The organism is Paludibaculum fermentans, assembly GCF_051172195.1.
In the GTDB taxonomy this organism is placed as follows: domain Bacteria; phylum Acidobacteriota; class Terriglobia; order Bryobacterales; family Bryobacteraceae; genus Paludibaculum; species Paludibaculum fermentans_A.
Window position 1 is genome coordinate 6,245,724 of record NZ_JBPJAQ010000001.1, and the last position, 14,819, is coordinate 6,260,542.

The following is a 14,819-nucleotide window of genomic DNA, read 5'->3' on the forward strand; positions in this document are numbered from 1 at the left end:
CATGCGGATCGCACTGACCTCGTCTGTCTCTCTTGTATTGCTTGTAAGCGCTTGCCTCGCGGCCGACCGGCCAGAGTGGGATAATCCGGCCATTTTCAAGATTGGCCTGGAGAAACCTCACGCCACCATGATGGTGTACCCCACGGCCGAACTCGCCCGTGGCGGGCAAATGGCGCAGTCGCCGTGGTTCCAGTCTTTGAACGGAACCTGGAAGTTCGACGGCGTACTGCGGCCTGCCGACCGTCCGCTGGATTTCTTCCGGACGGACTTCAACGACTCGGCGTGGCGCACGATGCCGGTGCCCGCAAGCTGGCAACTGCACGGCTTTGACATCCCCATCTACGCGAACCTGATCTACCCGTTCCCACAGGACACGAAGAAGATGCCGACGCCGCCCAAGGACTTCAATCCCGTGGGCAGCTACCGCCGCACCTTCACCCTCGCACCTGCCTGGAAGGGCCGCGAAGTCTACCTGCATTTCGCCGGTGTCGATTCCGCGTTCTATGTGTGGGTGAACGGTGTGATGGTGGGCTACAACGAGGACAGCCGCACTCCGGCCGAGTTCAACATTACGAAGCATCTCAAGCCCGGCGCCAATGTTCTGGCCGTGCAGGTCTACCGCTTCGGTGATGGCGCGTACCTGGAAGACCAGGACATGTGGCGCATGAGCGGCATTTATCGCGAAGTCTATCTGTGGTCCACCGCGCGCAGCCATGTCCGCGACTATGAAGTGCAGTCGCCCATGGACGGGGCGCTGAAGGTGAAGGCGGAAATCCTGAATCCCGGGAAGTGTACGCTGGAAGCCGAACTGTTTGATGCGACTGGGGCCGCTGTCGGCAAGGCTCAGGCGCCCTGCGCGGCCGAGGCCGGATTGGCCATGCAGGTGGCCGCGCCGAAGCTGTGGTCGGCCGAATCGCCGTATCTCTACAAGATGCTGCTCACGTTGAAGAGCGCGTCGGGCGCCGTCATCGAAGTGATCCCGCAGCGGGTTGGGTTCCGCACCATCAAGATAGAAGGCGGGCGCTTGAAGGTGAACGGGCAGGTGATCCTGATCAAGGGTACGAACCGCCACGAACATTCGCCGGAGACGGGCAAAGTGGTGGACCGCGCGCTGATGGTCAGAGACATTGAGTTGATGAAGCAGTACAACCTCAACGCGGTGAGGACGTCGCACTATCCGAATCATCCCGACTGGTATGAGCTGTGCGACCAGTACGGCCTCTACGTGATGGACGAGGCCAATATCGAGACGCATGGTTACGGGAACGAACCCGGCAACTTACTGACGGATTCGCCAGTCTGGACGGGCGCCTACATGGACCGCGTGCAGCGCATGGTGGAGCGCGACAAAAATCATCCCTCCATCTTCTCCTGGTCGATGGGCAATGAGGCGGGCGACGGCATCAATGCCAAACTCACCTATGAGTGGGCCAAGCAACGGGATCCGTCCCGTCCCTGGCATTACGAAGGTACGACATCGCACGGCGGTTCGAACGCCGACATTAATTCGTTCATGTATCCCACGCCCGAGCGGGTGAAGCGCGAGGCGGCCAAGCGGCCGGACATGCCGCTCATCCTGTGCGAATACACGCATGCCATGGGCAACTCGAACGGCGGACTGAAGGAATACTGGGACATCTTCTACAGCGGCACGAATGCGCAGGGTGCGTTCGTCTGGGATTGGGTGGATCAGGGCCTCTGGGTACCCACTCCGCAGGAGTTCAAGCAGAACTGGCCTGCGCCGCGCTTTCTCGCCTATGGCGGCTGGTGGGAAGACAAGACGGGCATCCGCAACGACAACAACTTCAATAACAACGGCCTCGTGTCGGCCGACCGGCGCCCGCATCCCGGGTTGTCCGCCATTAAGTACGTTTACCGCAACCTGCACACCTCCGCGGTCGATCTCGTGGATGGACGCATCAAGGTCAAGAACTGGTTCAACTTCACCAACGCGCAGGACATCGCGGAAGCGACGTGGACAGTGTCCTCGGCTAGCGGCGCGGTGCTGGCCTCGGGCCGGATCGCTGATCTGAATGTGGCGCCGGGCCAGGAGCGGGAATACGCACTGCCGATTCCAAAGCTGAAAGCGGGTCCGGGCAACGAGTACTGGCTGAATATCAGCTACAAACTGAAGTCCGACCAGTCATGGGCCAAGCGCGGGCATGAGATTTCTTACGATCAGTTCGCGCTGCCGGGCAGGGAAGACGCGAAGCCGGCCGATTTCACAAAGGCGCCGGCATTGACCATGACCGATGAGGGGGAATGGGTTGCGTTCAAGGGTGGCACCTTCTCGATGATGTTCAGCAGGAAGGAAGGCGTGATCACGTCTTACAAGTACAGAGGCGTATCGCTGCTGGACCGCGGTCCGCGTGTCGACTTCTGGCGTGCTGAAACGGACAACGATGTAGGTGCGCGGAAAGCACTCGGCAAGCGTCCGGTGGAATCGGACATGAAGGTCTGGCGCGACGCCGGAACGTGGTGGGACGTGCAGTCGGCCCAGGTTGAGAAGGTGGACGACCGCACGGCCAAGATCACGGTAAAGGCGGTACCGGCCAACGCAGGCGGCGCCAGGGTCACGATGACCTACACTGTGCACGGCACCGGCGATGTGATCGTGGAAACGTCCTATCAACCAGGAACGCAGAAACGGGCCATGATGGAGCGCTTCGGTACGGAACTGGTGGTGTCGCCTGGCTTGGAGAATCTGTCATGGTATGGACGAGGTCCGGCCGAGACTTACATCGATCGGCCGTTTGAGCGGTTGGGCATCTACAAGAGCACTGTCGCCAAGGAATGGGTGGACTACTCGCGTCCGCAGGAGAATGGCAACAAAACGGACGTACGGTGGGTAGCCCTCACGAACGCGCAAGGCTTAGGGTTGCTGGCCGTCGGGGCTCCGCAATTGAGCGTGGGCGCCAAACATTTCACCAAGGACGATCTGGAGCGGGCGGCCTATACTTTCATGATGCAGCCGCATCCGCAGGTCTTCCTGAACCTCGACTGGAAGCAGATGGGCATCGGCGGCATCGATAGCTGGTCACCCAATGCCCTGCCGATGCAGACCTATCGGATTCCTTCCGATCAGTCATACTCATATCGATACAGACTGTCGCCGGTGGAAGGCGACTTCAGCTCCAAAACGCTGGAATCGTTCTGAAACACTGAATTGGAGGCAAGATGCATTCGAAAATTCTCACATTGGTTGTAGCTGCGGCGGCGCTCGCCGGTTGCAAGAAACTCGAACAAGGAGGAGTAGGGGCCGTGACAACGCAGGATTATGGAAAGACGGACAAGGGTGAAGCGATCAGCCTCTACACCCTGAGAAACCGCAACGGCGTCGAGATCGCCATCACCAACTACGGTGCGCGGGTGGTCACCTTGAAGACGCCCGATGCCCGCGGCCGGTTGGCCGACATCGCCCTGGGCTTTGACAGCCTGAAGGGCTATGAGGGACCCAATCCTTATTTTGGAGCCATCGTCGGGCGCTACGGAAACCGCATCGCCAAGGGCAAGTTCAGCCTGGATGGCAAGGAGTATACTCTCGCCAGAAACAACGGCGAGAACAGCCTTCACGGCGGCCTGGTGGGCTTCGACCGGGTGATCTGGAGTGGTAAGACAGAAGAGTCGAACGGCGTCCAGAAAGCGATCCTGACTTATACCAGCAAGGACGGCGAGGAAGGCTATCCCGGCACCCTGAAAGTCAGCGTCACCTATTCGCTCAGCAACAACGACGATATCCAGATCGACTACCTGGCGACGACGGACAAAGCGACAGTATTGAATATCACGAATCATACCTACTTCAATCTCGCCGGACAGGGCAATGGCGACATCCTGAGTCAGGTCATGCAGATCAATGCGGATCACTTCACCCCAGTCGATAGCGGCTTGATCCCCACTGGCGAGTTGAAGGATGTAACGGGCACGCCTTTCGATTTCCGCAAGCCCACGGTCATCGGGTCACGCATCAACGACAAGGATGAGCAGTTGGTGCTCGGCAAAGGCTACGACCACAACTATGTGCTCAACCGTTCCGGCAACGGACTGGTCATGGCGGCCAAGGCTGTGGATCCGCCCTCGGGCCGTGTGCTGGAAGTCTGGACAACGGAACCAGGCGTCCAGTTCTATACCGGCAATTTCCTCGACGGCTCGGCCGTTGGCAAGAACGCCAACAACTATGCGCAGCGCACCGGCTTCTGCCTGGAAACTCAGCATTACCCGGATTCACCGAACCATCCGGAATTTCCTACCACCGTGTTGAAACCTGGTGAGGAGTACAAGACAACCACTGTCTGGAAGATGCGTTTCGTCGAGCCGGCGAAGTAACCGGATCCTCTCAATCACTGGTCAAATGGGGCCGTCCGCAAGGCGGCCCTCTTGCTGTCAAACCGCCCGACTGTCTGAAACCGGACTGAGTGGCGGTTTTAAGGCAGCCGGTCGTCACGCGCTGAAAACAAGTCCTTTGTTTTGAATCGCACCGGATGGCCCACGAAGTGCATCCAAACAGGCTGGAGCCTCTCCATGGAAAAACACATCTTCGTGACGCAAGACGACTACGAACGGCTCAGCAGCATCATTGCCGATCGGGCCTCCGTCCGCCAGGACCTGCAGCAACTGGAAGCTGAACTCGACCGCGCCGACATCGTAGACCCCGCGGAACTTCCGGCCGATGTCGTCACGATGCACTCCGTAGTGAGTCTGCGCGACCTCGATTCAGGAGAACTGAAAACCTATCGCCTGGTCTATCCGAGTGAAGCGGGACGGGGTGAGTTATCGCTCTCCGTACTGGCTCCCATTGGAACCGCCCTCCTCGGCTACCGCAGTGGAGACACAATCGAGTGGACCGTGCCCCGAGGGGTCAAGCGGGTGCAGGTGATGGAGGTCTTATACCAACCGGAAGCGGCAGGCGCTCCACCCGCCTGACTCCGCCGGACCGCCATCGCTTCCAATCGCCCGATATGACCCCGTCAGGGACAAGCCTGCTTGCTCCTGGCGGGGTTCTCGTACATTGCCGGTCTCTTCTGCCGATCGGCTACGCACGCACGTGATTGCCCCCCTGCCATCGAGGCGAATGGCGCCTTCAACGTACAAAACTGGGGATACAGCCGACCAGGGGGAGAGGGGAGGGGTGTGAAGGGGAAGTGGTACGCCCGAGAGGATTCGAACCTCTGACCTTTTGCTCCGGAGGCAAACGCTCTATCCAGCTGAGCTACGGGCGCACAGTTCTCTACGATTATAGCTTAATTGGGCGGCGCCAGACGGTGAATCTTGATGTTGCGGAACCACGCGACATCATTGTGGTGCTGCAACGCGATCGGCGTGATTTGTTTCGGCATCTTCTCCAGCAATTCGCGCACCGGATGGCCCGCAGCCCACCGCTCTTCAATGTGCTTGCGCACCTCGGCGGTGTCCAGATCCGTGTCCACGACCTTCACACCATTCAGCCAGTGCTCGACGTGCTTGCCCCGCACCACGATCTTGCCCTGGTTAAACTCGCCCACCGGTTTGGTGGCGTCCTTGGTGGCGGCGGCCATGCGGTAAAGCGACGCCGCGCGGCTGAGCGGGCTGTGCAGCGCATCAGGATGCCGCTGGTTGTCGATGACCTGGTATTCAAAGGCCACCGGGTAGACCTGCGCGCCCGAGCCCGTCTTTACCTTGTCGAGCCGCGCCGAGTGGTGCTCCAACTCGTAAGCCACCTGCTGCTCGAAAGGCATCTTGGGATTTGGCAGCTGCGCTGCATCGATCAGCGCCGAATCCTGAATCTTATACTTGACGCCGCTGTTTGCGCCCGGAGCTACCTTCCATTCGAAGGTCAGGACGAAGTCGCCAAAGGTTCCTGAACTCAGCAGGTCCTCACGGATTTTCGGGTTGGCCAGCGACTTCAGGCAGCCATCTTCCACGGCCCAGGCGTCGGCGCCGGCCTTCGTCCAGCCCTTCATCGACTTCCCGTCAAACAGCAGCGTCCAGCCCAGTTTCTTCTCCTCTTTTGTGAGGGTGTTGGGCAGTTGCTGGGCGAGCAGGCTCGCGGACAGGGTGCAGGCGATGGCAAGGAGACGCATGGGAACTAACTCTTCTTCTTTGCTGCGGGTTTCGCGGCCGGAGCCTGGCCCAGCAGACGGGTGATGTCGGCTCGCAGATTGGCGTCGATCACGTTGTCGCCCATCCACGGCTCTTCTGCTCCATGATGGACCTGGATCAGGCCCTTACGGTCAAGGATGGCGATGTGCGGCATGCTCATGCGGACCACGTCAGGAATCTGCAGGTACGCCCGCGACTGCATGTAATCGTAGACGCCCAGCGGGAAGCTCGCCCCGCTCTTCACAACGAAATTGCGCAGGTTGGCGCCCGCGTTCTCGTCGATCGCCAGCCCGATCACCTGCAGGCCCTTGGGGCCAAATTCCTTCTGGAGCCCGGAAAGACGACGGGCCATCTCCTGGCAATGCGGGCAGGTGGTGAGCAAGAACTCGAGCACCACCACTTTGCCCTTCAGCCCGGATAGCGTGATGGTCTCGCCGGTATGCGCGATGAACTTGATTTCGCCGGCAGGGCGTGGCAGCGTTTCCGCCACAGCCGCGGAAGATAGGCACAACGCCGCGAGCAGGGTGGCGGAGAAAAGACGCATATGCATTAGCCCTTCTTTGCTTGAGTTCGCAGCGCGGCGCCGGTGCCTTCCTTGACCAAACCTTCCACTACCTTGCGCACGTTATTCTCTTCATCTTCAAAGAACTTCGTGTCGGTGCCGGGATGGTAAGCGCGGATCATACCCTTGCGGTCAATAAACACCAGTTGCGGGAAGTACACCGGCCCCTTGTTGGGGTCGGCACCCAGCCATTGATAGGCCATCTCACGCTTGGTATAGCCCACCGGAAACTTCAGGCCGAGCTTGTAGATGTACTCCGGGATCAACATCCTGGCCTGCGTGAGGTCGTCAGGATTCACCGCTGTTCCCAGCGCCGTGAACGACTTCTCGCCGCCCATCTCGTTGAGAACCTTCTGCATCACGGCCGAGCAGCGCTGGCAGTGGGGGCAGGTGGTGAGCAGGAATTCCAGAACAACGACCTTGCCCTTGAGCTTGCTCAGCAAAACCAGTTCGCCGCTGTTCAGGGTGATGACGAGCTCGGGCGCGGGTTTCGGGACCTGCAGGTCCGCGAACAGGTTGAGTCCGCCGAGCGATGCCGCCGCGCCAAGGCCTACGAAGTTTCTACGGTTGATCATAATCGAGCTTGCCTTTCAATATAACGCACCGGCTATAGCCCCGGACGGGCCGGCGCCTCGTCAGGTTTCAGCCCTTCCAGTCCAGTCACCTTGGCCCCTTCCGCCACCAGGCGAAAGTTGCCATCGTCACCCGTGCCAGTCAGTACGGTTTCCGTCTCTTCCTTATACTCCAGCTTCTTCCATTTCCCGGCCAGGACCCGCCGATACATTCGTAGAAACTCCCGGGCAGATTCCGGTGTATCCCATTCCACCGACCAGCGCAGCACGGTGTGTTTGTCCCGTTTGTGCTCCAATAGGTCCAAGCTCGAGCCCCGCCACTTCTCCGCCTGCTTTGTCGCATCCTGCAGGTTCGTGTACTGCTGCAACAGGATGCGGAAGTCCAGTTCGCCGATGCTGCCTTCCGTCAGGCTTTCATACTCTTTACGGGCGGCGACCGCCGGCAACGCCGGATGAGTGGGTTCAATATTCTGGATATATTTGGCAGGATGTAGGATCTGCTGCGTCGAGACCGGCGGCTTGCGCAGGATCTCCGCGAACGAGTCCTTACCCGACCGAACGAAGATCGCCTGCTGGAACATCATCCCGCCCGAATAGGGGAAGAGTAGTGTTTCCCGCAGATAGAGCGGCGCGCTGCTGAAGATGGGGTAGGTTTCCGCTGCCATCTGGCCCATGGCGGGCAGCATCATCTCCAGGGTCCCGGGATTGGTTTTGAGACTCTGGCCCAGTTTGCGAAGTTGCGATTCCACCATGATCCACATCGCCTGGCCCTCCACCACGGCCATGCGGGCGGATTGGGCTTCGTCGGATTTGGGACCCTTTTCCAGGAAACGCTTCATGTCGAAGTGCTGGTCGGCCACCGCGTGCGAGAGTTCATGGACGAGGACGGCTTCCGCCATGGCGTCGTCGGTGGCCCCGTCAACAAACAGCATCTTCTTGCGCTTGTGGTCGTAGACGGCAGCGGCCTGTTCGCCCAGTAAATCGACAGTCGCGGACTTCAGGTCGAAGTTCTGCGGCACCAGGCCGAGCTTCTTCAGCAGCAACTCTTCCGCCCGGATTTCGGTCGGTTTCACGCTGGCCTGGATCTCGTCCTGCACCCACTTTTTCCAGCCCGCCCGGGAGATGGCTTCGTAGGGCACCGGGTGCTTCACCTCCAGGCCCGTAATGTCGGCGATCTCGGCGGTAACCCGCTGAATCTGCGCGGCATCAGGCACCTGGGCGCCGGCCCGGCCCAGAAACGGCAGGGTGAGCACGGCGGTAAGGATCAGAGATCGAGCCAAGTTTGGAGAGTCCTCCTATTGAAATAGACGAAAGCCGCGGCGAAGAGACTCGCGAATCCACCGATGCAAGTTGTCCAGCGGGAGCCAATCGCGGAGGCCAGAGCTCCGGAGATCAGGCTTCCAATGGGGAGCATCCCAATCACCATCATCGAATATAGCCCCATCACGCGTCCGCGAAAGTGATCCTCCACGTGGGTTTGAATCGCGGTGTTGTTAGCGGCGTTCTGGCGGAATATGCAGGTGCCGAGAAACGTCATAATCCCCAGGGAGAATGGGAATGAATCAGACCAGGAGTACGCGATGAAGCCGGCGCCCATGCCTAACGTGGATAGCAGGATCACCCAGTGCAGGCCTCTGGCTCCGCGTCGCCCGGCCAGGCTCAAGGTGCCGAGGATGGCGCCCAGGCCCAGCGCGCCGCTCAGCATGCCCAGCCCTTGGGCGCCGCGATGGAAGATCTCTTCGGCAAAAACGGGCGCCAGGGTGGAGGCCGGCGCGGCGGCCAGGCTGGCGGCGCCGGCGGTCACCAGCAGGACACGAATGGCTTTGGTCCCCCATGCGTATCGGAAGCCGTGGGCGAGGCGTTGCAGCGGGGTTTCCGCCGAGCCTTGCTGCGGTGGTTCGACGACGTCCATGGCCACGAGGCTGAAAATCACCGCCAGGAAACTCAGGGCGTTCAAGGCGAAACAGGTGCCTTCGCCTAGTTTGGCCACCACGAAGCCTGCAATGGGTGGCCCGATGACCCGCGCGGAATTGAAAACAGCGGAGTTCAGGCTGATCGCGTTGACAAGGTCTTCTTTGCCCACCAGGTGCACGAAGAGCGCCTGGCGGCCGGGAATATCGAACGCGCTGGCGATGCCGAGGACGACCGCCAAGCTTAGGACGTGCCAGACCTGAATATGTCCGGTGAGGGTCAGTATGGCCAGGATAACGGCTTGGATCATGGCGCCGGTCTGGGCGTACAGCACGATGCGGCGCCTGGGGTAGCGGTCGGCCATCAGTCCGGTGATGGGACTCAGCAGGAGAATGGGGATATTGGCGCAGAACCAGGTCAGGCCCAGCATCCACTCGGAATGAGTCAACCGGTACACTAGCCAGCTCTGGGCCAGTTGCTGCATCCACGTGCCGGCCAGGGACACGGTCATACCGCCGGCGTAGAGACGGAAGTTGCGGTGTCGCAGCGCGCGGAAAGTGCCAGACCCCATCCTCTTTCAGGGTAGCGTGTTGCGGTACAATGAGGTGTTTAGTCAACGATCTTGGAGGTTCCCTTGGCGGAAAAAGTCAAAGAAAATCTGTATCAGGCCGAATATCTGGGCAGCGGCACGTTTATCATTACGAAGCCGAAGCGCACGAAGCGGAAGCTGCGCCAGTTGCGGCTGAAGAGCCCCAACACGGGCATGCGCAAGTAGGGTACTCCCGCCTCATCAGGGCCGGTCAACATCCCGGCTCACCCCCCATTCAATTCCATGCGCACGGCGTGATACGCTCACACCGTGCGCATCAGTTCATTCTCTATTCATCCTGTCGCCGTAGCCGACCCGCCCATCCGTAGCTCCTACGGGCTCCACTCCCCTTACGCTCTCCGCACGATCCTCATTCTAAACACCGACGACGGAATCACTGGCGTCGCCGAGGCACATGGCGGGGATGGCTCCCTGGCCGCCCTGACGGCCATTCAGCCCATGGTGCTGGGCATGGATCCGTTCCAGTTGCACGCACTGTGGTCGAACTGGGGCAAACCGGATGCCGGCGGCGACCGGTCGCAGACCTGGATGGTGCCTGGCGAGAATCCGCGGGATGCCCGCACGCGCGCGTTTGCCGCCGTGGAAGCCGCCTGCCTGGACATCATCGGCAAGGCCGTGGGGAAGCCTGTGTGCGACCTGTTGGGCGGCCGGGCCCGGGATGCCGCTCCGTTTTCGGCCTACCTGTTCTACAAACACGCGGGCGGGGGCGGGGAAGGCGCCGATGCGCGGGAAGACGAATACGGCGAGTGCCTGTCGCCAGAGACGATGGTCCGGCAATGCCGCCAGATGATCGAGAAGTATGGATACAAAGAAATCAAGTTAAAGGGCGGCGTACTGGAGCCGGAGGTCGAGATTGAGACCATCCGGGCCCTAAGGCGCGAGTTTGGCCCCAGCTACCCGCTTCGCATTGATCCGAACTGTGCATGGTCCGTGGAGACATCGGTCCATGTGGGCCGCTCGCTGCGTGAAGAGTTGTCCGGAGGCGGGTATCTGGAAGATCCCACGGCGTCGATGGAAGGCATGGCGGAGGTCCGCAAACGGCTGCTGGCCGAGGGGATCGATACGCCATTGGCTTCGAATGTCGCGGTGACCGGATTGGACGATGTCGTGCCGGCCTGGCGTACAGATGCAGTCCAAGTGGTACTGTCGGATCCGCACTACTGGGGCGGGATCCGCAACGTCCAACGGCTTTCCGATCTATGCGATGCCCTGGGTGTAGGAGTCTCAATGCACTCCAATAGCCACCTGGGCGTCAGCATGATGATCATGGCGCACGCCTGTTGTGTGTCGCCCGGTATGCACTTCGCCTGCGATACCCACTATCCCTGGCAAAGTGAGCAGGATGAGGTGATTGTGGGCGGCCGGGTAAAGTTTGTGGACGGTGCAGTGGTGATTCCCGATAAACCTGGGCTGGGCATTGAGCTGGATATGGACCAGGTAGCGCGGCTGGAAGAGCGTCACAACAAACTGCCCTACCGGAAGCGCGACGATGCCGCGGAAATGCGGAAACACGTGGATCCCACCTGGCAGCGGATCCTGCCCAGGTGGTAACTAGAAGATAAAGCTGACGCCGCCGCGGACGGAACGTGGGAATTGGATCAACAGCAGCGTGCTGCCGTCCGCGCTGGCGATGGGCACGTAGCCCTGGGCCAGCAGGTTGCGCAACTCCGCGGTCATCTCCAGGCGGCCTGGCATGCCGCTGACAGCGGGAATCGGCTGGCGAATCTGGAAGTTCATGCCCAGTTGGGGGCTGCTGGTCTGCGTCAGGTAGGCGTGCGTCGGTCCCAGCGTGCCGTCGGGGGTCCAGACGTACGAAGCCGTCAGGCGGGTGCCGGAAAGTGGCATCTGGCCCATGACGCGGGCCGAAGCCCACGGTTTCCTCACCGGCCGCATGCTGTGCCGAAGTTCGGAGCCGGAGTTGGTTTCCAGGCTCGAAACGCCTGGACTCATCATGCCCGTCGCGCCGGCGGAGAGCGTAGCGGACCAGTTTCTGTGGAGGTTCTGGGTGACCGAACCGGAATAGCCGATCGTCTTGTAGTTCCCCATGTTGAAGATTGAGCTGCGGGAAGCAAGGTCGGGCAACCGGTCTCCGTCGCCGAAGTTGTTATTGGGAGAATCGAAGGTCACAGCAGCGTCACGAATGAAATCCTGGTAGACCGAAGCCGCGTAGGTGCGGGAGCCGGCGGCACGGCGGTAGCCAAGTTCAAACGTTTCATTGCGCTGGACTCGCGCCCGTCCCTGATTCAGCGAAACACGGGGAAACATCGCCAGGCCGAGCAGCGCTTCCTGCCCGCTGTCGTCGCGATTGTGGGCAATCAGGTCGAGGGCCGGCGCGCCACTCGAGAATCCGGCTTCCACCTGCCCGAGGCTGCCCAAGTCATAGGTCAGGCGGGCGAACGGACTGAAGAGGTTGAGGTGCTCGATGAAGACGACTGATTCCAGCACAGCGCCGTATTCCAATGAGATAGCGTCCGTGATGGTGGTCTTCTCGCTCACTTTGACGGACATGGTGCGCAGGGTGGGCGTCGCCTGGTTGGCGCCTTGTCCGGAGTAGAAGCCCTGTCCGGCGCGCTGGCGCAGTGCCGCCTGGCGTACAGTAAGTTCCACATTGGGCGAAGAAACTGAGTCGTTGTGGCGGCTATAGCTGGTGCGGAAACCAGTGGTCGGCGTATTGGTGCCGGGGGCATAGCCGAAATTGCCGCTGAACTTTACCACGTTGCTGCCGAAGAGGGAAGTGGCGAGGGCGAATGCCGTGCCCAGGTCGGCCTCGGATCCTAAAGAAGACGACATGCCCTGGTCGCCAGCCGAAACCCGGACCACGCCGGAAGTAGCCGCGAATGCAGAACTCGGCTGAGTTTGCGGTGTGGATCCGCCGTTAAGCCAGGGATCGTTGGGCGAGAAGCGCAGCACCGGGCGGGTGGCGGTGGAGCTGCGCAGGGTCCATTTCCACTCGTCGCTGAGAATCCCGGTTTGGGTTGGATTCGAATAGACAAGTTCGATGGAGCTGAAAAGCGTGGCGAGCTGGATGTTCAGGAAACTCTCCATCCCGGCGCGCACAGGGATATTGCCGCGCATGGCGGGGACGAAGGTGCTGAGCGAAACGCGAATACTGTAGTTGTCGGGTGTGAGAGCGTCGAAGCGGAAGTGGCCGTCGGGGGCCGTGAGAACGCGCTGAACGATCCGTTCATAGCGGTTCATCAGGAAGACCGACGCACCCATCTGGCCGACTCCAGCGCCGTTACGCACCTGTCCTTGTATAGAGCCGAACAACTTGAGTTCGGCTCCTGACAGATTTCCGGTGCCGCCCAGGAGAGCGGCCAAAAAAACAACCCCGGTGGTGCGAATCATCCGGTGTTGGCGGGCCTCCTCGTGCCCCTACACTCCTTCAGAACAACCTCTTATGTTATAGAGAACTGTGCCGACTGGGTCAAGGACTGATTCTTGAGCTTATCGGTCACTTTCAGTCGGATCGTGTACTGCCCAGGTGCCAGGTTGAGGTTGCCCAGCGGCAGCATCTTCTCGATGGTCATTTGCGAGGCCGAACCCTCGATCTGCGTGACATCCTCTGTGAATTCAAGCACTTTGGAGTTATCGCTGGTCTTGACGATTTCGTATTCCACAGTGCCCGAGGGCTTGTTGGTCTTCTCGTCAGGCTGGAAGTTATACAGCTTGACGTAGATGCCCATCTTCTCGCTGTTCTTGAAGTTATCGCCCATGCGGGGACGAACCTTTGAGGAACCGATGACGAACTGGCCGGTGCCGATGCTGCGCGTCGGGACCTTTTCCAGGACGTCGGCCAGGATGAGCGAACTGGCGAAGAGTTTGTCGTCTTCCATGCGCGGGACGACAAGGGACATCTCGTAGTTGTTCATATTGCCGCCAACGACATCCTTGGCGACGACATTCAGGCGATAGGTGCCCGGGGCCAGCGGCACTGATTTCTGGTAGATGGAGGAGCCCTTGCTGCCTTCCTGGAGCAGGTCCGTGGCGAGGTCGACGGTGACAACGTCTTCAAATACGTTGACCACGCGGCGGGCCATCGAGGTGATGCGGGCGTAGATATTGACGACGCCTTGGCTAACTGGACCGTTCTGTTTGAACTGCAGGTCTTTGCGGTTGAACTGCAGAGTGATGTTCGTCATCACCGTGGTGCTGGTGGTGGGGAAGAAGTCGGCGCGGGCCTGCATGGGCAGCAGGTTGAACATAATACGCGAGTTCACCTGGGCTTCGAGGTCGGTGAATTTGACCTTGGGCGCCTTCTGGAGGTCAGCGAACTGCTGCAGGCGTTCAAACTGGTTCATGCGGGCGGGCAAGGGGTTGTTGCCGGTGCCAAGACGAGTGCCGTCCGTACGGTTGAAACGGTCGTTCTTGCTCGACATGCCCATCTGTTCCATCATCGTCAGGCCGGCGCCGGGGACCATGAGGAGGGCGTCCTTTTCGGACGGATCCATGGTCATGCGGTACTCACCGGTCATGGTCTTGTCGACGAATTCGATGTTGATGTCGGTGCCGCTGCCGACGTTGGCCAGGTAGCGATAGCGCCATTTCTCAAACGGATAGGTGGAAGTGGTGCCGCCGCCCTCTTCGTAGGGCCGCTCGTAGGTGCCGCCGGAAGGATGCGATTCGATTTCGTCAGGCGGGCCGAAGGTGATGTAGATCTGGCCGCGGTCGGTCTTCCAGCCGGGGATGCCGGACGCATAGCGCTCATTCGCGTACGCAATACGGCGATAGTGCTCTTCCTTGTACTCGTTCTCCTGCGAGTCTGGAGTGGGGTCGCGGCGGAGCCAGAACTGCTCGATGAACTGTTCCCGCTCTTCGTCGGTCGCCAGGCGGGAAAAGGCCTTCTTTTCCTCGTCGGTGATGATGTAGATGACATCCTCATTGAGCCACTTGCGGTATGGCGTCATCAGCTCTTTTTTGAGCTTCTCCTCAGCTCTCCGCTTTTCCTTCTCAGTCTGAGGTTTGGCGACAGTTTCGCGGGCGACGGAATCCTGCTTCTTCTTCTGTGCGGCCAAGGGCATGGTCGGACAGATCATCAGCGTTCCGGTGAGGAAGACGGAGACCAATTCTTTGCTTGTCATAAGCT

12 protein-coding genes and 1 tRNA gene are annotated in these 14,819 nt (G+C 60.3%); 5 read left to right on the forward strand and 8 right to left on the reverse strand.

Annotated features, from left to right (window positions below):
* Position 1 precedes the first annotated feature (1 nt).
* The 3 genes from ACR9Y2_RS25115 to rnk all read left to right on the forward strand — a co-directional run bounded on the left by ACR9Y2_RS25115 (position 2) and on the right by rnk (position 4,923).
* Complete coding sequence (locus ACR9Y2_RS25115) at positions 2 to 3,157, forward strand: glycoside hydrolase family 2 TIM barrel-domain containing protein (RefSeq protein ID WP_435044447.1); 3,156 nt, start codon at positions 2 to 4, stop codon at positions 3,155 to 3,157.
* A gap of 104 nt (positions 3,158 to 3,261) precedes the next feature.
* On the forward strand, positions 3,262 to 4,326 hold the full coding sequence (locus tag ACR9Y2_RS25120; RefSeq protein ID WP_435044448.1) for an aldose epimerase family protein: 1,065 nt from the start codon (positions 3,262 to 3,264) through the stop codon (positions 4,324 to 4,326).
* Positions 4,327 to 4,521: 195 nt separating this feature from the next.
* A complete protein-coding gene (rnk, locus tag ACR9Y2_RS25125; protein WP_435044449.1) occupies positions 4,522 to 4,923 on the forward strand; it encodes a nucleoside diphosphate kinase regulator in 402 nt (133 codons plus the stop codon).
* A gap of 219 nt (positions 4,924 to 5,142) precedes the next feature.
* Here the strand turns inward: rnk and ACR9Y2_RS25130 are convergent.
* The 6 genes from ACR9Y2_RS25130 to ACR9Y2_RS25155 all read right to left on the reverse strand — a co-directional run bounded on the left by ACR9Y2_RS25130 (position 5,143) and on the right by ACR9Y2_RS25155 (position 9,694).
* Positions 5,143 to 5,219: transfer RNA gene (locus tag ACR9Y2_RS25130), tRNA-Arg, on the reverse strand.
* Positions 5,220 to 5,240: 21 nt separating this feature from the next.
* Positions 5,241 to 6,059: a 3-keto-disaccharide hydrolase gene (locus ACR9Y2_RS25135; RefSeq protein ID WP_435044450.1), complete on the reverse strand. Its 819-nt coding sequence runs from the start codon at positions 6,057 to 6,059 to the stop codon at positions 5,241 to 5,243.
* A gap of 5 nt (positions 6,060 to 6,064) precedes the next feature.
* Complete coding sequence (locus ACR9Y2_RS25140) at positions 6,065 to 6,628, reverse strand: TlpA disulfide reductase family protein (RefSeq protein WP_435044451.1); 564 nt, start codon at positions 6,626 to 6,628, stop codon at positions 6,065 to 6,067.
* Entirely contained in the window at positions 6,628 to 7,215 is a 588-nt protein-coding gene (locus ACR9Y2_RS25145) for a peroxiredoxin family protein (protein ID WP_435044452.1), read from the reverse strand. Before ACR9Y2_RS25145 ends, ACR9Y2_RS25140 begins: the two co-directional genes overlap by 1 nt.
* 32 nt (positions 7,216 to 7,247) lie before the next feature.
* Positions 7,248 to 8,492, reverse strand: a complete 1,245-nt coding sequence (locus ACR9Y2_RS25150) for a hypothetical protein (RefSeq protein ID WP_435044453.1) — start codon at positions 8,490 to 8,492, stop codon at positions 7,248 to 7,250.
* Positions 8,477 to 9,694, reverse strand: a complete 1,218-nt coding sequence (locus ACR9Y2_RS25155; protein ID WP_435044454.1) for an MFS transporter — start codon at positions 9,692 to 9,694, stop codon at positions 8,477 to 8,479. Before ACR9Y2_RS25155 ends, ACR9Y2_RS25150 begins: the two co-directional genes overlap by 16 nt.
* 63 nt (positions 9,695 to 9,757) lie before the next feature.
* Here ACR9Y2_RS25155 and ACR9Y2_RS25160 point away from each other — a divergent pair, with 63 nt between their 5' ends.
* On the forward strand, positions 9,758 to 9,898 hold the full coding sequence (locus ACR9Y2_RS25160; RefSeq protein ID WP_194450994.1) for a hypothetical protein: 141 nt from the start codon (positions 9,758 to 9,760) through the stop codon (positions 9,896 to 9,898).
* An 84-nt stretch (positions 9,899 to 9,982) separates the two neighbouring features.
* The gene (locus ACR9Y2_RS25165; RefSeq protein ID WP_435044455.1) at positions 9,983 to 11,284 is read left to right on the forward strand and encodes an enolase C-terminal domain-like protein; all 1,302 of its coding nucleotides are present in this window, start codon (positions 9,983 to 9,985) and stop codon (positions 11,282 to 11,284) included.
* Here ACR9Y2_RS25165 and ACR9Y2_RS25170 read toward each other — a convergent pair whose 3' ends face one another.
* Together ACR9Y2_RS25170 and ACR9Y2_RS25175 are read right to left on the reverse strand one after the other, a co-directional pair.
* Entirely contained in the window at positions 11,285 to 13,081 is a 1,797-nt protein-coding gene (locus tag ACR9Y2_RS25170; RefSeq protein ID WP_435044456.1) for a carboxypeptidase regulatory-like domain-containing protein, read from the reverse strand.
* 50 nt (positions 13,082 to 13,131) lie between these two features.
* Positions 13,132 to 14,814 (reverse strand): GWxTD domain-containing protein, encoded by a 1,683-nt coding sequence (locus tag ACR9Y2_RS25175; protein ID WP_435044457.1) that lies wholly within the window; start codon positions 14,812 to 14,814, stop codon positions 13,132 to 13,134.
* Between the last annotated feature and the right edge of the window lie 5 nt (positions 14,815 to 14,819).